At 68.2% G+C, this 18,576-nt stretch carries 20 protein-coding genes; 15 read left to right on the forward strand and 5 right to left on the reverse strand.

All coding sequences use genetic code 11. The features are described from left to right. Nucleotides 1–23: 23 nt before the first annotated feature. Nucleotides 24–731, reverse strand: coding sequence for a GntR family transcriptional regulator (locus AC07RV_RS06070; protein WP_093346649.1), 708 nt, complete (start codon nt 729–731; stop codon nt 24–26). A gap of 353 nt (nt 732–1,084) precedes the next feature. Between AC07RV_RS06070 and hydA the strand changes: the two genes are divergently transcribed. The 9 genes from hydA (at nt 1,085) to AC07RV_RS06115 (ending at nt 10,921) form a co-directional block, all read left to right on the forward strand. Then, nucleotides 1,085–2,518 (forward strand): dihydropyrimidinase, encoded by a 1,434-nt coding sequence (gene hydA, locus AC07RV_RS06075; RefSeq protein ID WP_296786461.1) that lies wholly within the window; start codon nt 1,085–1,087, stop codon nt 2,516–2,518. 62 nt (nt 2,519–2,580) lie between these two features. Further along, complete coding sequence (locus tag AC07RV_RS06080) at nt 2,581–4,197, forward strand: ABC transporter substrate-binding protein (RefSeq protein WP_296786464.1); 1,617 nt, start codon at nt 2,581–2,583, stop codon at nt 4,195–4,197. A gap of 73 nt (nt 4,198–4,270) precedes the next feature. Beyond that, nucleotides 4,271–5,311, forward strand: coding sequence for an ABC transporter permease (locus tag AC07RV_RS06085; RefSeq protein ID WP_203206714.1), 1,041 nt, complete (start codon nt 4,271–4,273; stop codon nt 5,309–5,311). After that, nucleotides 5,308–6,153, forward strand: a complete 846-nt coding sequence (locus AC07RV_RS06090; RefSeq protein ID WP_208510769.1) for an ABC transporter permease — start codon at nt 5,308–5,310, stop codon at nt 6,151–6,153. Before AC07RV_RS06085 ends, AC07RV_RS06090 begins: the two co-directional genes overlap by 4 nt. Beyond that, the gene (locus tag AC07RV_RS06095; RefSeq protein WP_296786469.1) at nt 6,150–7,814 is read left to right on the forward strand and encodes an ATP-binding cassette domain-containing protein; all 1,665 of its coding nucleotides are present in this window, start codon (nt 6,150–6,152) and stop codon (nt 7,812–7,814) included. Before AC07RV_RS06090 ends, AC07RV_RS06095 begins: the two co-directional genes overlap by 4 nt. Then, nucleotides 7,811–8,752, forward strand: a complete 942-nt coding sequence (locus AC07RV_RS06100; RefSeq protein WP_296786472.1) for an NAD-dependent epimerase/dehydratase family protein — start codon at nt 7,811–7,813, stop codon at nt 8,750–8,752. The genes AC07RV_RS06095 and AC07RV_RS06100 overlap by 4 nt, the downstream gene beginning before the upstream one ends. Further along, complete coding sequence (locus tag AC07RV_RS06105; RefSeq protein ID WP_296786475.1) at nt 8,749–9,240, forward strand: ureidoglycolate lyase; 492 nt, start codon at nt 8,749–8,751, stop codon at nt 9,238–9,240. Before AC07RV_RS06100 ends, AC07RV_RS06105 begins: the two co-directional genes overlap by 4 nt. Nucleotides 9,241–9,245: 5 nt before the next feature. Then, nucleotides 9,246–10,163 (forward strand): allantoinase PuuE, encoded by a 918-nt coding sequence (locus tag AC07RV_RS06110; RefSeq protein ID WP_296787044.1) that lies wholly within the window; start codon nt 9,246–9,248, stop codon nt 10,161–10,163. Then, a complete protein-coding gene (locus tag AC07RV_RS06115) occupies nt 10,160–10,921 on the forward strand; it encodes an SDR family NAD(P)-dependent oxidoreductase (protein WP_296786478.1) in 762 nt (253 codons plus the stop codon). The genes AC07RV_RS06110 and AC07RV_RS06115 overlap by 4 nt, the downstream gene beginning before the upstream one ends. An 18-nt stretch (nt 10,922–10,939) precedes the next feature. Here the strand turns inward: AC07RV_RS06115 and AC07RV_RS06120 are convergent, their stop codons facing one another. After that, the gene (locus tag AC07RV_RS06120; protein WP_296786481.1) at nt 10,940–12,415 is read right to left on the reverse strand and encodes an HD domain-containing phosphohydrolase; all 1,476 of its coding nucleotides are present in this window, start codon (nt 12,413–12,415) and stop codon (nt 10,940–10,942) included. Nucleotides 12,416–12,541: 126 nt separating this feature from the next. Here AC07RV_RS06120 and AC07RV_RS06125 point away from each other — a divergent pair, with 126 nt between their 5' ends. Beyond that, the gene (locus AC07RV_RS06125; RefSeq protein WP_296786484.1) at nt 12,542–13,099 is read left to right on the forward strand and encodes a DUF308 domain-containing protein; all 558 of its coding nucleotides are present in this window, start codon (nt 12,542–12,544) and stop codon (nt 13,097–13,099) included. Nucleotides 13,100–13,112: 13 nt separating this feature from the next. Here the strand turns inward: AC07RV_RS06125 and AC07RV_RS06130 are convergent, their stop codons facing one another. After that, nucleotides 13,113–14,018, reverse strand: a complete 906-nt coding sequence (locus tag AC07RV_RS06130) for a LysR family transcriptional regulator (protein ID WP_296786487.1) — start codon at nt 14,016–14,018, stop codon at nt 13,113–13,115. 102 nt (nt 14,019–14,120) lie between these two features. Between AC07RV_RS06130 and AC07RV_RS06135 the strand changes: the two genes are divergently transcribed. From AC07RV_RS06135 to AC07RV_RS06155, 5 genes are read left to right on the forward strand one after another with little or no spacing between them, the layout of a single operon-like run. Further along, nucleotides 14,121–14,702 carry a DUF6506 family protein gene (locus AC07RV_RS06135; RefSeq protein ID WP_296786490.1) on the forward strand — a complete coding sequence of 194 codons (582 nt, stop codon included), beginning with the start codon at nt 14,121–14,123 and terminating at the stop codon, nt 14,700–14,702. Beyond that, entirely contained in the window at nt 14,699–15,256 is a 558-nt protein-coding gene (locus AC07RV_RS06140) for an SgcJ/EcaC family oxidoreductase (protein ID WP_296786492.1), read from the forward strand. The genes AC07RV_RS06135 and AC07RV_RS06140 overlap by 4 nt, the downstream gene beginning before the upstream one ends. Next, a complete protein-coding gene (locus tag AC07RV_RS06145; RefSeq protein ID WP_296786494.1) occupies nt 15,253–15,726 on the forward strand; it encodes an SRPBCC family protein in 474 nt (157 codons plus the stop codon). The genes AC07RV_RS06140 and AC07RV_RS06145 overlap by 4 nt, the downstream gene beginning before the upstream one ends. A gap of 31 nt (nt 15,727–15,757) precedes the next feature. Continuing rightward, nucleotides 15,758–16,375 (forward strand): nitroreductase family protein, encoded by a 618-nt coding sequence (locus AC07RV_RS06150; RefSeq protein WP_296786496.1) that lies wholly within the window; start codon nt 15,758–15,760, stop codon nt 16,373–16,375. Beyond that, nucleotides 16,372–17,295 (forward strand): EamA family transporter, encoded by a 924-nt coding sequence (locus AC07RV_RS06155; protein WP_296786500.1) that lies wholly within the window; start codon nt 16,372–16,374, stop codon nt 17,293–17,295. Before AC07RV_RS06150 ends, AC07RV_RS06155 begins: the two co-directional genes overlap by 4 nt. Here the strand turns inward: AC07RV_RS06155 and AC07RV_RS06160 are convergent. Beyond that, nucleotides 17,252–17,788 (reverse strand): cupin domain-containing protein, encoded by a 537-nt coding sequence (locus AC07RV_RS06160; RefSeq protein ID WP_296786502.1) that lies wholly within the window; start codon nt 17,786–17,788, stop codon nt 17,252–17,254. The two genes, AC07RV_RS06155 and AC07RV_RS06160, sit on opposite strands and share 44 nt — an antisense overlap. Further along, on the reverse strand, nt 17,785–18,528 hold the full coding sequence (locus tag AC07RV_RS06165; protein ID WP_296786504.1) for an NAD-dependent epimerase/dehydratase family protein: 744 nt from the start codon (nt 18,526–18,528) through the stop codon (nt 17,785–17,787). The genes AC07RV_RS06160 and AC07RV_RS06165 overlap by 4 nt, the downstream gene beginning before the upstream one ends. Between the last annotated feature and the right edge of the window lie 48 nt (nt 18,529–18,576).

An 18,576-nucleotide genomic window follows, 5' to 3' on the forward strand; every position in this document is an offset into this window, starting at 1 on the left:
GTCCGCGCGGCGGCGCGCCAGGACTAGCTGGCCCCGAAGATGTCCTCGAGGTTGACCTCTTCAGGCTCCTGATGGAGGTTCACGCTCTTCTCGATGTGGTCGAGGTGATGCAGCATCAGCTGCGCGGCGCGCTCCGCGTCCTTCGACTTGATCGCCTCCACGATCAGTGAGTGCTCATCGGCCCGGCAGCTTTCCGCCGGGGGCGCGTCGTACACCAGGATGATCAGGCAGGTCAGCGTCGACAGCTCGCGCTGCGTGCGCGCGAGCGTCGTGTTGCCGGCCAGGTCGGCGCACAGGTTGTGGAACTCGCCCGACAGGCGGATGACGGCCCGCTTGTCGCCACGCGTGCGCGCGCCCATCTCCTGGTCCACGTGCGTGAGCAGGGCGTCGACCACTTCCGGCGTGGCCCGTTGCGCGAGCCGCCGCATGATCGCCGGCTCGATGACGCGGCGCGCCTCGAACACATCGCGCGCCTGCTCGATCGTCGGCCGGGCGACGAACGCCCCCTTGTTCGGGATGAGCTCGACGATCTGCTCATAGGCAAACCGGGTCAGCACTTCCCGTATGCGGGGCCGGCTCACCTTGAAGATTTCGGCCAGGCGCTCTTCGGCCAGCTTGGTCCCCGGCAGCAGCCGGTGCTCCTGGATCGCGACGTAGATCTTTTCGTAGATCTCTTCGCTGCTGTCGCGCTCACGGCGCGGCGCGGGAATGGCGGTGGAAGGCGTAGACATGTTTCCAGGCATCGGTTCTTCAGGTGCCAACAATTTTTTAGAAGATTGTAGAAAGTCTAACACCGAGGCCGCGCTCCCGCGGGCGCCTCGCTCGACGCCCGGACGACCCTTGCTTCCCTGCGAAAGGGCCCGATGAGGATAGCCGCACCGCCGGCACCGGCGCCTCCGGCCATCAGATCCTTGCGCGTCTCCTTCGAGGGTTTGCCCTCCCTTCCCGCTGCCCATCGACCGGCTAAAGTTATGTCAACAATCTTTTAGACAATGTGGCATATGTTTTGCAAACACTCAAAGCCAGTCTACTGAAGTCAAAGAAAGCTCATTTTGTTGAACATTTTTGGTGCGAGAGAACCCAAGTGAGTGCATCCCTTTTTGATCTAGTGATCCGCAATGCCCGCGCGGCGACGGCTTCGGACGTGTTCGACACCGACATCGGCATCAAGGACGGGCGGATCGTCCAGCTCGGACTGGACCTTCCACGAGGCAGCCGCGAGATCGACGCGCGGGGCCGCGTCGTCACCCCCGGCGGCGTCGACGCCCATTGCCACCTGGACCAGCCCTCGCCGCCGCCGGTCAGGATGGCCGACGACTTCGACACCGGGACCCTTTCCGCCGTCTGCGGCGGCACCACCACCGTCATCCCGTTCGCGGCACAGCAAAAAGGCGGCAGCCTGCGCGCCGCCGTCGAGGACTACCACCGGCGCGCGGACGGCATCGCCCATGTCGACTATGCGTTCCACCTCATCGTCAGCGATCCGACGCCCGAGGTGCTGAATGCCGAACTGCCCGCGTTGATCCGCGAGGGCTACACGTCGTTCAAGGCCTACATGACCTACGACGACCTGAAGCTCGACGACGGGCAGATCCTCGACGTGCTCGATGTCGCGAAACGCCATGGCGCGATCGCGATGCTGCATGCCGAGAACTCGGACTGCATCGAATGGCTCACCCAGCGGCTCGAGGCCATGGGCCGCAGCGCGCCGCGCTTTCATGCACACTCGCGCCCCATGCTGGTGGAGCGCGAAGCGACGCACCGCGCCATCGCGCTCGCCGAACTCGTGGACGTGCCGATCCTCATCGTTCATGTCTCGGGCCGGGAAGCCATCGAGCAGATCCGCTGGGGCCGCGCCCATGGATTGAACATCTTCGCGGAGACCTGCCCGCAGTACCTGTTCCTGACCGCGGAAGACCTGGGCCTCGACGACAGCTATCACGGCGCGAAGTGCGTCTGCAGCCCGCCGCCGCGCGACAAGGCCAACCAGGAGGTCATCTGGAACGGCCTGAGGGAGGGCCTCTTCAGCGTGTTCTCGTCCGACCATGCGCCCTTCAAGTTCGATGGCCCTGGCGGCAAGCACCCGAACGGCGAAGAGGTGGCCTTCCGCCACATCCCCAACGGCATTCCCGGGCTCGAGACGCGCATGCCCCTGCTCTATTCCGAGGGCGTGCTCAAGGGCCGCATCAGCCTCGAGAAGTTCGTCGAACTCACCGCCACCGGCCCCGCGAAGACCTACGGGATCCATCCGCGCAAGGGCGCCATCTGCATCGGCGCCGATGCGGACCTGGTGATCTGGGACGAGCGCGAGCTCACCATCCGCAACAGCGCGCTGCACCACGCGGTCGACTACACCCCCTACGAAGGCATGCAGCTCGGCGCCTGGCCGGCCTGCACGCTGCTGCGCGGCGAGGTGCTGTGGGACGGCAGCTCCTGCGTCGGCCCGAGGAACCAGGGCCGCTTCATCGCCGCCGGTCGCCCGTCGATCCTGCCGCCCGCTCATCTCGCCGCGGCCTGAAGCCCGGCCTCCCCGTGCGCCCTTCTCATTTCAACCACCCTCAGAAACTTGGAAAGCCAGCAATGAACATCAAGACCGACGTCGTGCAATCGCTCGCAGGGCCTGCCGCCCGGGCTCTCTTCGCGGCATCGCTGCTCGGCGCGGTCCTCGTGCCCGCCGCGTTTGCGCAGGATGCGAAATCGATCCTCGTGGTGGCCGGTCCCCGGACACCCGAGTCCCTCGACCAGGAGTACCCGCCGACCGAGGCGACGCATGAAGCGAAGCGCAACATCTACGAGCGCCTGCTGGCCTACGACACGAAGACGGTCGACGGCGTCAAGGTCGAGAACTTCGACAAGCTCGTCGGTGCGCTCGCCGAACGATGGGAGGTCTCCGCGGACAAGACCTCCATCACCTTCTTCCTGCGCAAGGGCGTGAAGAGCGCGGCCGGCAACGAGCTGCGCGCCGACGACGTGATGTGGTCGTTCGAGCGAGGCTGGAACAAGAACGCCAACTTCCGCTGGTACATGAACCAGATCCTCGGCATCAGCAAGTACGAGGACGCGTTCAAGAAGATCGACGACATGTCGGTCAAGGTGACGCTGCCGAAGACCTCGCCGCTCATCGAGCGCCTCTGGGTCAACAACGACCTCGGCATCCTGGACGCAACCGCGGCGAAGAAGAACGCCACCGCCGACGACGCCTGGGCATCGCGCTGGCTGGCGACGCATTCGGCATCGTTCGCGCCGTATCAGGTCACGAAGTTCCAGTCGGGCCAGGAGGTGGTCTACGAGGCCAACCCGAACTACTACCGTGGCGCGCCGCAGATCAAGAAAGTGATCTTCCGCGAGATGCCCACCTCCGCCAACCGGCTGGCGGCACTGCAGGCCGGCGCGGTCGACGTGGCCGAATGGCTCTCGCCGCGCGAACTCGCCACCCTGGAGAAGAACCCCCAGCTGAAGGTGTGGCAGGTCTTCGGCAACTACATCCACCGCGTGGAGATGAACAACACCACGCCGCCGTTCGACAACCCCAAGGTCCGCCAAGCGCTGAACTACCTGGTGCCCCGCGAGGACATCCTGAAGGCCGTGTACTACGGCAAGGCCCGGCCGACCAAAAGCCCGATCTCCGAGATCTATCCGTCCTACACCGACCAGTACTTCAAGTACACGCTCGATGTCGAGAAGGCCAAGGCCCTGCTCAAGGAGGCTGGCCAGCCGTCGGGCTTCAAGACGCAACTCGGTTACCGCACCGGTGACCAGATCGAGGAAGAGATCGCCGTCATCCTGAAGACCGCCTTCGCGCGTGCCGGCGTGGAAGCGGAGCTCGTCAAGCTGCCCGCGTCGACGCTGGTCGAGCGCTACTCCAAGGGCACGATCCCGATGTATTTCTTCCGCGACATGGCCATCGTTCCGGACGCCGCCTATGTCGCCAACCTGTGGCTCAACAGCGCCTCGCTGATCAACTATCCCAAGTTCAAGAACGCGGAAGTCGACAAGCTGATCAACGAAGGGCTGTCGAGCACCGACGAAGCCAAGCGTGAAGCCGGTATGAAGCGCGTGCAGCAGATCGTGATGGACCAGGCACCGTGGGTCTTTCTCATGAACCCGGGCTACCAGCTCGCCACGCGCGCCAATGTGACGGGCTACAGCTGGTACACGCCGAACAGCAACAACTGGTCCGACTTCTCGAAGAAGTGAACCCCGCCGTGCCGGGCGATCCGCGGCTCGCGCGGGCGCCCTGGCACACGCGAGCCATCCAACAAGGAAAGACATGACGCTACGCACGTCGCTGCGATCGCTACCGCGACCGCTTCGAATCGTCCTGGCCAGGCTGAGCATTCTGATTCCGCAGATGTTCGGCGTGCTGCTTGCCACCTTCCTGCTCATCCGGCTGCTGCCGGGCGACCCGGCCCTGCTGATGCTCGGCAACATGGCGACGCCCGAGCAGATCGCCAACCTGCGCGAAAGGCTGGGCCTGAACGGCAGCCTGTGGTCGCAGTTCACGAGCTATCTCTCCACCGTGGTGCACGGCGACCTGGGCACGTCCATGTTCACCGCCAATCCCGTGGCGGTGGACCTGCTCGATCGCGTGCCCGCCACGCTGGAGCTGATCACCTACGCCATGCTGCTGACCATCGTCGTCAGCCTGTCGCTGGCGGTCGTCTCGGTCGTCAAGCCCCGGGGATTCGTGAGCCGCTTCAGCAAGGTCTATGGCCTGGCCGCGGGCGCGGTGCCGGACTTCTGGGTCGGCCTGCTGCTGATCTACTTTCTGTTCTATGTCGCCGGCATCGCACCCGCGCCGTTCGGACGCATCGACGCCATCATGTCGGCGCCGCCCGCGGTCACCGGCTTCCTGACGATCGACACCCTGCTGGCCGGCGACACGGCGGCCTTCGCCTCGGCCGTGGGGCGCCTGTGCCTGCCGGTGCTGACCCTCGCGATCGTGAATGCCGGGGCGCTGATGAAGATGACCCAGATCGTGTTCGCCGACAACTACCGCAGCGAATACATCCGCCATGCGCGCGCGAGCGGCCTGTCGGAGCGACAGCTCATCAAGAGCGCACTGCGCAACAGCCTGCCGCCGATCATCACGATGGTCGGCTTCCTGTTCGGCTTCCTGCTCGGAGCCGCCGTCCTGGTCGAAACCATCTTCGCGTGGGGCGGACTCGGCCAGTACGCCGTCTCCGCGGTCATGAACAGCGACTACCCGGCGCTCCAGGGCTTCGTGCTCGTCGCCGCCGCATTCATCCTGATCGTCTACACCGTGGTGGACGTTCTCTACGGCATCGCCGACCCGAGGATCGAAGTATGAAGATCATGGCTGCCGCCCACCGGCGTGGCGCGAAGCTGACCCTGGCCATCGGACTCTCGCTGCTGGCCATGCAGTTCCTCGCGATCGTGTTCGCCCCCTGGATCGCGCCGTATTCCCCGGTCGACGCGGACCCGATCAATGCCTTGAAGTCGCCGTCCTTCGCGCACCTGTTCGGCACCGACGTGTCCGGCATGGACATCTTCTCGCGCGTGATCTTCGCGACGCGCATCAACCTGCTCATCAGCGTGACCGCGGTGGCCATCGCCTTCGTCATCGGGGTGCCGATCGGGCTGGCCATCGGCTACTACAAGGGCTGGGCGAGTTCCTTCGCGATGCGCATCTTCGACTTCGTCCAGTCCTTTCCCGTCTTCGTGCTGGGGATGGTGCTGGTCTCGGTCATGGGCCAGGAGATCTGGAACGTCGCCATCGTCCTGGCCGTGCTCTTCACGCCGGTGTTCGCGCGCCTGATCCGCGCCGAGGTTCTTTCGCTGCGCGACCGGCCCTTCATCGCCGCGGCGCGCTGCAGCGGCGCGACCGACGGCGCCATCATGTTCCAGCACATCCTGCCGAACGCCCTGACCCCGGCCATCGTCCAGATCTCCATCAGCATCGGGATGGCGATCCTGCTGACCGCCGGGCTGTCCTTCGTCGGCGCGGGCGTGCGGATGCCCACGCCCGAATGGGGGCTCATGGTGAGCAACGGCGCGCAGCAGATGATCCTCGGCGTGTGGTGGGTCGCGCTCTTCCCGGGCCTGGCCATCGTCTTTTCCGTGCTGACATTCGCGCTGCTGGGCGATGCAGCCAAGCAGATGTTCGATCCCCAGACGAGGAGCGCTCCATGAACCAGGTCGCAGACGCGTTGCTCGAGGTTCGCAACCTCAGCGTCGGTTTCTCCGATGCACAGGCCTCCCCTGCCCTGCGCGGCGTGAGCTTCAGCTTGCGGCCGGGAGAGATCCTCGGCATCGTCGGAGAAACGGGCGCGGGAAAGTCGCTGCTGGCACGCGCCATCATCGACATGCTGCCGGGCGACGGCCGCATCCTCGACGGCGAGGTCCTCGTTCGCGGCCAATCGGTCTCCCGCATGACGGAGGCGCAGAAGCGCGGACTCCGCGGTGGCGAAGTCGCCCTGATCGGCACGAACGCGAAGTCGCTGCTCGACCCCGTCGTCAAGGTGGGAGAGCAGATCGCCCGCGTGCTTCGCGCCCACCGCGGCATCGACAAGGCGCAGGCCTGGCGCGAGGCCATCGCCCTGTTCGAGCAGGTCGGCATCGTCAATCCGGAGCGCCGCGCCCATGCCTACCCGCATGAGCTGTCGGGCGGCATGGCGCAGCGGGTCGTCATCGCGATGGCACTGATCGCGCAACCGAAGGTCCTGCTCGCGGACGACGCCACGCTGGGGCTCGATGCCACGATCCAGCTGCAGGTGCTCGACCTGCTGGTCCAGAAGGGCCGCGAGCTCGGTCTCGCCGTGGTGCTCATCACCCATGACCTGGGCATGGTCGCCGCGTACTGCGACCGCGTGGGCATCATGAAGTCCGGCGAGCTGCTCGAACTCGAGAGCGTGCACTCGTTCCTCACGCAGGGTCCGCGGCATCCCTACAGCCGCGAGCTGCTCGAAGCGGCCAAGGTGCGTCCGCTTCCGATGGTTCCCGACGCTTCCGCGAGCGCGGGCTCGCGCAGCGGGCAGCCCCTGCTCGAGGTCACGGACCTGGTCAAGACCTTCCATGTCGACGGTTCCTCCGACGTGGTGCGCGCCGTCGACCATGTGTCGCTGACCATCGCGCGCGGCGAGACCCTCGCCCTCGTGGGCGAGAGCGGCTCCGGCAAGACGACGATGGGCCAATGCCTGGTCCGGCTGCTGGCCTCCGACTCGGGCTCGATCCGCTTCGACGGCCAGGAAACGCTGGCGCTCTCGGACAAGGCGTTCCGAACGGTTCGCCGGCGCATGCAGATGGTGTTCCAGGAGCCCTACGTCGCCTTGAACCCGCGATGGCGCGTGCGCGAACTGGTGGCGGAGCCGCTGAAGCTCGGGGAGGCCCTGTCGCGAACCGGGCGCGACGCCCGCGTGATGGAGTTGCTCGACCTGGTCGGCATCGCCAGCGCGAAGGCGAACGCCTACCCGCACGAACTGACGGCCGGCGAGCAGAAGCGCGTCGGCATCGCGCGCGCACTGGCCGTGCGGCCCGATTTCGTCATCTTCGACGAACCGACGACCGCGCTGGACATTCGCGTTCGCGCCCAGATCATCGACCTGGTGCGCGATCTGCAAAAGCGCATGGGGCTGTCCGCGCTGTTCATCACCCATGACCTGAACTCCGTGCGCTCGCTGGCCCACTACGTCGCCGTGATGCGCCACGGGAAGATCGTCGAGCAAGGCCCGACCGAACAGATCTTCTCGCATCCGAAGGAGGCCTACACGCGCAAGCTGCTGGAAGCCGAGCTTCCCATCGAGGCGAAGGAACCGGTTGCCACCCTGACCCTGGAGACTGCCGAGGCCCCATGACATTCGATCGAACAACCACCAAGCCGGTGCTGGTCACCGGCGCCGCGGGCCTGGTCGGCCGCACGCTCGCGCGCCGACTGGCCGACCGGCAACGCGCCTTCATCGCGCTGGACCGAACCGCGTCGGTCACCGAGGACGGCATCGAGATCGTCGGCTGCGATCTAGTCGACGTGCACCGCATGTACGCGCTCACGCGGGAGGGGATCGACTCGGTCGTTCATTGCGGGGCGTTCTCCGGGCCCATGGTGGCCCGCGATACGCCACACGCGATGGTGCAGGTGAACATCGTCGGCACCGCCAACATGCTCGAGCTGGCGCGCGTTCACGAGGCCCGGCGCTTCGTCTACTGCTCGTCGACCAGCGCCTATGGCGTCGTTCGATCGCCAGGCCCGATCGCTGAGGATTGCCTGCTGCAACCCGCGAGCCTGTATGGCGCGAGCAAGGTCGCGTCCGAATACATCACGACCTCCTATGCGCAGCAGTACGGCCTGTCCGCGGCCAGCGTCCGCCTCTCGTGGGTGTATGGACCTGGCAGGACGACGGACTGCGTGGTCCGCACCATGATCGAGGACGCGCTCGCCGCGCGGCCCACGCGCATGGCGTTCGGCGCGGACTTCCCCCGGCAATTCATCCATGTCGACGACGCCGTGGACGGCCTGCTCCAGGCGCTCGATGCCGAATCCCTGCCCAGGACGACCTACAACGTCACGGGCGACACGCGCGTGACGCTGGGCGAGCTCGCGCAGCTGGTGCGCCATGTCTTTCCGACAGCCGACATCGTGTTGCAGCCCGGGCCGGACCCGGTGGACGAGTTCCAGGAGCAGTTCAGCATCGAGGCCGCACGGCGCGACCTCGGCTACGAGCCCCGGGTCTCGCTCGAACAGGGCATCCGCTCGTACGCCGAGTGGATCGAGGCACGCCGGAGTGGCCGGCCATGATCGAGATCGAGCCGCGCCCTCTCTCGCAAGCCGAGTTCGCGCCCTTCGGACGCGTCATCGAGGCGCCTGCCCTGCCTCGGCGGGACTATTTCGACGCGGAACTGGCCTCTCGTCGATCGCACGCGAACGCTTCGCTGTCCCTGGTCACGAACGATCCGGTGCGCGAGAGCGTGCTCGCATTCAGCAGCCTCGAATGCCACCCGCACTCGTCCCAGTCGTTCATCCCCATGAGCGCCGGCCGCTGGCTGGTGGTCGTGGCGCCCGACGCGCTCGGCCGCCCCGACATGCAGCAGGCGCTCGCCTTCATCGCCGGCCCGTCGCAGGGCATCACCTTCCGTCCGGGCGTCTGGCACCTCGGTCTGCATGTGCTCGACAGGCGATCGACGCATGCCATCTTCATGTGGCGCGACGGGACCGAAGGCGACGAGACCTTCGTCGACGTCGAGCCGACGACCATCGATTTGTCCAAGATCCTGAAAGAGGCTTGATCGTGATCCACCTTCAAAGAGACTTCGTCGGCTATGGCCGCAATCCTCCCGATCCGAAGTGGCCAGGCGGCGCCCGGCTCGCCCTCAACTTCGTCCTCAACTACGAGGAAGGGTCCGAGCCCTCCGTCCACGACGGCGAAGGCCTCACCGAGACCTGGTTCACCGAAAGCCACGGCCTGGCCAACCTCGAGGGGCGAGACCTCGCCGCCGAGGGGCTCTTCGAGTACGGGAGCCGGGTGGGTTTCTGGCGGGTCATGCGGCTGCTGCAGGAGCGTTCGCTGCCCGCCACGATCTTCGGTTGCGCGCTGGCGCTCGAACGCAATCCCGAGGCCTGCGATGCCATCAAGGCGTCGGGCTTCGACGTGTGCTCGCACGGATGGCGCTGGATCCAGCACTATCGGTTGTCGCAGGACGAAGAGCGCGAGCACATCCGTCGCGCCGTCGAGTCCCTGACCCATTCGATCGGCGAGCGCCCGCAGGGCTGGTACTGCCGCTACGCACCGAGCGTCCATACGCGCCAGCTTCTGGTCGAGGAAGGCGGCTTTCTCTACGACTCGGACTACTACGGCGACGAGCTGCCGTTCTGGACGCGGGTCGACGGCAAGCCGCACCTGGTGGTTCCCTACTCGCTGACCAACAACGACGGCCAGTTCGCAGCGGGCGTCAGCACCGGCAACGACTGGTACGGCTTCCTCAAGGATGCCTTCGACATGCTCTACAAGGAAGGCCGGACCCAGCCCAAGATGATGTCCGTCGGCCTGCACATGAGGCTCGTCGGCCATCCCGCGCGCGCCGCGGCTTTGGAACGGTTCCTCGACTACATCCGCCAGTTCCCCGACGTCTGGGTGACGCGGCGCATCGACATCGCCAGGCACTGGCGCCACGTGCATCCGGCGCCTGCAACCCAGGGAGCCGAATCGTGAAGAGCCCGTTCGATCTTTCCGGCCGCAAGGCCGTCGTCACAGGAGGCAGCCGCGGCATCGGCGGAGCCATCGCCGAGCTGTTCCTCGAACATGGTGCCGAGGTCGCCATCTGCCATCTGGGCGATGAGGCCAATGCCGGCTCGCTGCGCGAGCGGATGGCGGCCAGGGGACACACGCTTCATTGCACCGAATGCGATGTCTCCAATCCCGCTGCCGTCGACCGGTTCGCCGAATGGGTCACGCAGCGGCTCGGACAGGTCGACATCGTCGTCAATTCTGCGGGCGTCGGCGGCGGCGACCGGCCCTTCGAGTCGACCGACGAGCGCGACTGGGACCTGACCGTGGGCGTGAACCTGCGCGGCACGATGCTGGTGACGCGGGCCTTTTTCGCGGGCATGACCTCGCGCCAATGGGGACGCGTGATCAATGTCGCCTCGCAGCTCGCCTACAAGGGCGCGCCCGGCCTCGCGCACTACTGCGCGGCCAAGGCCGGCGTCGTCGGGTTCACGCGTGCGCTGGCCTATGAGGGCGCCCCGCGCGGCGTGCTGGTCAATGCCATCGCGCCGGGTCCCGTGGACACCGATCTGTTGCGCAATCACAGCGAGCAATGGCTGGCATTCAAGAAGAGCCAGCTGCCGGTCGGCCGGTTCGGCGAGGTGGACGAGATCGCACCGACCGCGCTGCTGCTGGCGTCGGAAGCGGGCGCGTTCTACGTGGGGCAGACCTTGTCGCCGAACGGGGGCGACGTCATGCTCTGAGGACCGGACGATCCGTCGCTAGATCAGCCCCCGCGTCGCCGCCTTCAGCGTCGCGGCCGCGCGCGTCGTGCATCCCAGCTTCTGGAATACGCGCTCCACGTGCGTGCGCACCGTGCTGGGACTGATGCCCAGCGCGCGCGCCACCTCCTTGGTGTTGTCGCCCTGGCTGATGCAGCGCAGCACCTCGAGCTCGCGCTGGGACAGCGATGCATCGTCCTGCGCCGGCGCCGCGGGCTTCGGCGGCACCGCGCCCGGCAGCGTGCTGGCGCACAGTGCCTCGACCACGGCCGCGTCGAAGCGGCCGGCCGCGGCGTCTTCCTTCATGCGCTCGGTCGCCTGTTCCCGCGTCAGCGCATCGCGCCACGGCCGGCGCGTGCAATGCGACCACCACTGTTCGGCCGCTGCGACGACCTGCCCTTCCAGCGGCATGGCCGCACCCGAGCGGCCACGGAAATGGCCCGAGCCATCGCGCCGCTCGAAGGCGAAGGACGCGATCTCCGCCTCGGCCGCGAGGCCGTCGATCTGCCCGGCGGCGCGCGAGGTCCAGTACGGCACGAGTCGCACGCGCTCCAGCGCCGAGGCCTGCAGCGGCCCGGGCGCGTTCCAGATCGCATTGGGCACCGAGGCGCGTCCGATGCCGTGGATCAGCCCCGCCTTGTAGGCACGGCCACAGCCGGCTTCATCCAGCCCCATGCGCGCCCCGCAGTCGCGCGCCAGGCTGGCCACGCGGCGTGAGTAGCCCGTCATCCACGGCAGCTTGAGGTCGATCACGTCGCCGACCAGTTCCAGCCCCATGGGCCGGCGCATCGAGTCCGGCTGTTCCGCCGCCTCGGCCCATGGCGCGGCGGGTGCATCGAGCGCCTGCATCCAGGCCGCGAGATCGGACGCGCTGGCGTCGAGCAGCGCGGCCGGATAGAGGCTGTCGGCACGGCCGCGCACCAGCGCGAGCGCCTGCTCGATGCCGTACAGGCGACCGAAGATCTCGAGGTCGCTGGCCAATGCCACCACGTAGGTCGAGAACGGCACCGCCTCGCCGCGCAGCAGGCCCGGCACGCCGCTGCCGTCGTAGGCCTCGAACACCGCGCGCAGCGTGGCTTCGGTGTCGTGGCTCAGCCCCAGCGTGTGGGCGATGTCGCCCGCGATCTCGCAGTGGATCTCGGCCATGGCGAGCACGGCACCGGGCACCGGCGCGCTGTCGTGGGGCTGTCGCATGCGCGGTGCCGACGATGCGAGCAGGGCCCGGCGGCCCTCGACGTCGTCGTCGAGGAAGTCGGCGAACTCCTGCGCGTTGGCCGTGCAGCCCGACCAGCGCAACAGCGCGGCATGGCGCGCCGCCTCGATCTGCGGCGCGGTGCAGCCGGCCCGCGCGGCGATCCTGCCCGCGAGCCAGGCCGTGCGCAGCGAATGGTCGATCGGCTGGCCCATGCTCAGGTCGCCGATGAAGGCCAGCGCGCGGACGGCGTCGAAAACGGGGATGGTCGTGTCGTCGGACATGGCCCATTTTGCGCGTGTCCGTCATTCGACCGATACCGGCCGCGGGGGTGGCTCGGAAGAATCGTGGCATCCCCACCGCCCGATGGGCAGTCCCTTTTCACTCGCGGCCTCCACCGCCTCTTCCTCATGTCCGACATCCTGCAAAACCCATCCCCGCGCGCCGCCTGGCTGCGCAAGCTCTATTTCACCCGCGCCGCCTTCTCCTTCGCCTGGGTCGCGCTGGCCTTCACCGTCGCCAGGCAGTCGCCCGCGCTGGCCACCGTGCTGCTGATCGTCTACCCCGCCTGGGACGCCTTCGCCAACCTGTGGGACGCCCGGATGAGCGGCGGCGCGCAGGCCAACCCCACGCAGATGCTCAACCTCTGGATGAGCACCCTGGTCGCGCTCGCGGTCGCGGCCTCGCTCGTGGCCGGATGGCAGGTCGTGCTGCTGATCTTCGGCGTCTGGGCCATCGTGTCGGGCCTGCTGCAACTGGCCACAGCCATCCGCCGCCGCAAGGCCGAACGCGGCCAGTGGGTGATGATGCTCAGCGGCGCGCAATCCGCGCTGGCGGGCGGGCTCTTCATCTCGCGGCAAGGCACCGATGCGCCGATTCCGCAGACGCTGGCGGGGTATGCGGCGGTGGGGGCGGTGTACTTTTTGATTTCGGGGGTGGTGATTCTGGTGCGGGAGCGCAAGCGCTGAACGGGCGGAGCGATCAGAGAAACTCCTCCGACAGCAAGCGGCTGAGCCCCGAAGCCGCGGGCCCGAACTGCCGATCGATGCGCCGCACCAGGTAGATCGGCAAGGGCTTGGGCTTCTGCGCGCCGTGCATGGCCAGGCGCACCGGTGCGAGCCGCCGCGCCGCGATGTCGTCCTTCACCATCCATTGCGGCAGGTTGCCCCAGCCGACGCCGGCCAGGATCAGCGCATGCTTGGTCGCGATGTCGCTGACCCGGTAGGTCTTCTGCGACAGCACGCCGAAGTTCCGTCCCTGTGAACGCATCGAGGGATCGGCAACCACGATCTGCAGGTGATCGGAAAGATCGACCGTCGTCCACCGGGTCTTTGCTTCCGTCGGCGCCAGCGCATGGTCCGGGTGGCACACGGCCACCATGCCCGCGATGTCGCCGATCGCCTCGGACGCAATGCGCGCGTCCTGTTCGTCCGACGCGGTCAGCCCGAGATCGCAATCGCCCTCGAGGACCTTGGCCAGCGTCGTCGTCATGGGCGTGGTTTCGAGTTCCAGCCGCACGCTCTGGAACTCGGCATGGAAGCGGTGGATGACGCCGGCCACGCGCGGCAACGGCAGCAACGGATCGAAGGCCACCCGGAGCTCAGCCTCTACACCCTGGCTGAAGCTGTTGGCACGGGCGCGAAAGGCATCGGCCTTGATCAGCAGCGTCCGGGCCTCGCCGAGCAGCGTCTTGCCGGCCTCGGTGAGCACCGGGCGGTGCTGCGACCGGTCGAACACGGGCAGACGCAATTCGGATTCGAGATTGGCGATGGCACTGCTGAGGCCGGACTGCGCGCGCCCCAGCGACCTGGCGGCCGCGCGAAACGATCCCTTGTCGGCAATCGAGACGAAGACGCGCAGCTGATCGAGGGTGAGGGCGTCAAGCATGATCGCTTTACATGATCGGTTTGATCTGAATTTTATCAATTGTGCAGATCAATCTCTTGCGGGAGCATCTCGGCCATGCATCCACTCCCCAAGACAAGGACCATGAAGAAAGCCCTGGTCTATGAAGCCGCCGGCGCGAACCCCGCACGGGATCGCTTCGATCGAAAAGACATGGCCATCGTGGCCGTCGGCCACCCCGGCGAACTGCTCGACGTTGCCGTGGACCTGGCGCGCGAGGGCGTGCGGCTCATCGAGCTCTGCGGCGGGGTCTCGCCCCGCTGGCGCCCGCTGGTCGCTGCAGCCGCGGGCCCGGGCGTGCAGGTCGGGTCCGTGATGTTCGGCGTCGAGTCGCTGGCGCTGGCCGCGCGCTTCGCCGAGGCCTCCGCCGATGGCTCGCCACCGCCGGCCGCCTTCATCCTGCTCGAGCCCGATGCGGATCCGGACCGCGACCGCTTCACGAAGGACGTGCTGCGCCAGCGCACGCATTTCGTGCCGGTGCCCGACGAAGCGACCGCGGCCCGCGTCGCGCGAACGCTGGCGGCCGATGGCATCGGGCTGATTGAGCTCTATGGCGGCTTCAGCAGCGCGGGCGCGGCGGCCGTCATCGACGCCGTGCAGGGGCGCGCGCCGGTCGGCATCGGCAGCTTCTCGCTCGAGGCCACGCTGCCAGGGGACGCGGCATGAGGCCCGACGCCCACCCAACCATTGCCCAGGCCGGCGCATCGCCGCGCGAGCGCCGCCAGGACATCGAGGCCATCGTCGGCGTCGTCGCGCAGGTCGAGGCGATGCAACGCAGCTGCGATACCGAAGGCTTCGCCCGCCTGATCGCACCGGAAGCCGTGTGGGTCACCGCATTCGGACGGCGGCTGACCGGCTGGACGCAGATCCATGCCTTCATGGCCAGCATGCTGCCGCTGTTCGCGGCCGGCGGCGAATACGCCGTGTACGAGGCGCAGCACATCACCTTCCTCGGCGACGACGTGGCGGTCGTCAACGTGCGCCAGCGCGCCGTCGACGCCGCCGGAGCCTTTCTCGAAGGGCGCACGGAAGGCAGGCCTCTCTACGTGATGCGCAGGCAGGGCGAGGGCTGGCTGATTGCCGCCGGCCAGAACACCCTCCATCAGGACACCGAGATCGCGATGCAAAGACAGGCGATCGAGAACCACGACAACAACAGGAACAACAACAACAACGACGACAACGCCCCGCGCAACGGCAAGACCCAGGACCTTTCATGACCCAGCGATCCATCCACCACGCCCACTTCGTCATCGAGCGCGACTACCGCGCTCCTCCGCGACGCGTCTTCGAAGCCTTCGCCGACCCGGCCATCAAGCGCCGCTGGTTCATCGACGCCGAGGGCTGGACCACCGAGGAGTTCACGTCCCGCTTCGTGGAAGGCGGCAGCGAACGCAGCCGCTCGCGTTTCGGCGACGGGCCGCCCGTGAGCAACGAGACCGTCTATCACGAGATCGTGCCGAACCAGCGCATCGTGCTCGGCTACACGATGACCCTCGGCGGCAAGCGCGTCTCGGCGTCGCTGGTCTGCATCGAGTTCGAAGCCCGGGGCCTGGGCACGCGGCTCGTCTACACCGAGCACGGCGCCTTTCTCGACGGCGTCGACGACCCGGCCGATCGCGAAGGCGGCTGGCGCGAACTGCTTGACACCCTGGCCGCGCAGCTCGACGGCCAGGCCGCGGGCGCCTGACCCGCTCCCATCAGACATCGACCCCGACACCATGAAGAACCACCCGACCCTGGCCCTGATCGAACAACGCGTCTCCGCCAATCGCTTCGATCCCGCGCACGTGCTGCAAGGCGCGGAGATCGAAGAACTGGTCCGGCTCGCCACCCGAGCCCCGACCGCCTATCACCTGCAGAACTGGCGCTTCATTGCCGTGCGCACGCCGCAGACCAAGGCGCGGCTGCGGCGTGTCGCCCAGGACCAGCCCAAGGTCACCGAGGCCGCCGTCACCTTCATCGTCTGCGGCCTGCTGCCCGATCACGACACGCTCGCCGAAAGGCTCGGGCCCTTCGTCGAGACCGGCCTCATGTCGGCGCACACGGTGGCCGGCTGGCGCGAAGGCGCGCGGCTGCAATACCGGGACCCCACCACCGCGCGCGACGAAGCCGTGCGCAGCGCCACCTTCGGCGCGGCCACGCTGATCCATGCCGCCGAGGCGCTGGGACTGGTGTCGGGTCCGATGGTCGGGTTCGACCCCGAGGGCGTGCGCCGCGAATTCGGACTGCGGCCGAACGAGGTGCCGGTGCTGCTGGTGGCGGTCGGACGGGCCGCGCCCGGCAACTGGCCGCAGAAGCCGCGCCGCCCGCTCGCCGAAGTGCTCGACATCCTGTGAAGGCCCGCGTCCGCGACCTGCTGCTCACCGCCATCGCACCGGCCATCTGGGGCAGCACCTACATCGTCACGACCGAGCTGCTGCCGGGCCTGTCGCCGCTCACGGTCGCGGTGCTGCGTGCGCTCCCCGCCGGCCTGCTGTTGCTGCTCTTCGTGCGGCAACTGCCCCGCGGCATCTGGTGGCTGCGCATCTTCGTGCTGGGTGCGCTCAACTTCTCGCTCTTCTGGGCGATGCTGTTCGTCTCCGCCTACCGGCTTCCGGGCGGCGTGGCGGCAACGGTGGGCGCGGTGCAGCCGCTGCTGGTGATCGTGCTGGCCAGCGTGCTGCTGGGCAGCCCGATCCGACTCCTGGCAGTGCTCGCGGCGCTGGTCGGACTCTGCGGTGTCGCGCTGATGGTGCTGACGCCGAATGCGGCCCTCGACACCATCGGCATCGCCGCCGGCTTCGCGGGCGCCGCCTCCATGGCCTGCGGCACGGTGCTGGGCCGCCGCTGGCAGCCGCCGGTGCCGCTGCTCACGGCCACCGCCTGGCAATTGACGGCGGGCGGCCTGCTGCTGGTGCCGCTGTCGCTGGCGCTCGACCCGGCGCTGCCGACGCTCACGGCCGCCAACCTGATCGGCCTGGCCTGGCTGGGCCTGGTCGGCGCGGCGCTGACCTACATCCTGTGGTTCAGGGGCATCGCGCGGCTCGACAGTTCGGTCGTGTCCTCGCTCGGCTTCCTCAGCCCGCTGACGGCCGTGGTGCTCGGCGCGGCGTTCCTGGGGCAGACGCTGACGCCGGCGCAGATCGCGGGCCTGGCCCTGGTGATCTGCAGCATCTGGTTCGCGCAGCGCGCGCAGGCCAGGGCCGTTCCAGTGGCCCGGACCACCACGGACCTCAAGGCGGCAACACCAACGGCCCGCAATCCGAATCCGCAATGAAGGTCGCGATCAGCGACGCCGGCTTCACCGGATCGGGGTTCTCCGCGAACAGATGCAGCGCACGCGGCGGCTCGAACCAGGTCTGGCCGGCCTGGTAGTCGACCGCGGGCCCGCCCGCCATCTGCGAGCGCACGGTGCCGCTGACCACCACGGCCTGCACCGAGCCCGGGTGCCGGTGCGCGGGGGTGTAGGCCAGCGGCGGAAACTCGACCATGGCGGTGGTGATGGACTTGCCCGGCACGTTCGGCAGCGGCTCGCACGACAGCGGCCGCACGGTGGTCTGCGGTCGCGCGGCGCTGCCCTCGGGCGCGGGTGCCGAGGCGAACATCGGGCGCGTCACGCTGCTGCAGAGGTCGTCGAGCCATGCGACGGTGGCCTGCTTGCCCGTATGCGGCACCAGGGCCCACGCGGCCGCGCCGAGGGCGAGCGCCGCGAGCGACAGCGCGACCGCATGCCGCGGCGCGCGCGGCCATGACCGGACCGCGATGCTCACGACCTCGCCTCCGCACCCAGACGCATCGACGGGGTCCAGCCCAGCAGGCGCCGCGCCTTGCCGCTGTCGACCTCGGGGTTGTCCTCGGCGATGTTGAAGACGCCACCGGCCGAATGGCGCCAGGCCAGCAGTGCGGCCCAGGCGGCCGCTTCCACGTGCACGGGGCTCGTACCCTTGGGCTCGTCGGCGCCGGTGCCCGGGCCGTAGAGCTGGCCGTAGCGCAGCACGGTGCCGGTGATGCCCGGTGCCTGAAGCACGGCCTGCTCGAGCGCCACCACGCCGCCCACGCTGATGCGGCGCGCGCCTTCGGCCTCGGTGTCGAGCGGCTGCGCTTCCGCATGCGGCTTGGGTCCCGGCGCGTAGGCCCAGGCGATGCTCTGCGCCACCATGCGCACCGCGCCGGCGGCGCGCGCGGCCTCGACCAGGTTGCGCGTGCCCTCGGTGCGCACGCGGGCGTTGCGCGCCGTGGCCTCGGCCATGCGCGCGGGATCGAGGCCGCGCGGCAGGTCGGTGAGCTGGTGGATCACGCCGTGCGGCGCGATGCGCACCAGCGCGGCCTTCAGCGCTTGCGCATCGAACACGTCGACCAGCACCGGCGTCACGCCCTGGGCCTCGAGCGCCGCGGCGCGCTCGGGCTGGCGGGTGCTGCCGTGCACTTCGTAGCCGGCCTCGCGCAGCAGCGGGATCAGGGCCGAGCCGATGGCGCCGGTGGCGCCGGCCAGGAAAATTCTTTCGCTCATGGCGTTCTTTCTCGGAGACGGATGCTTTGGAGCCTCCAGCTTAGGCAG

Source organism: Variovorax sp. GW821-FHT09B01 (assembly GCF_059418345.1).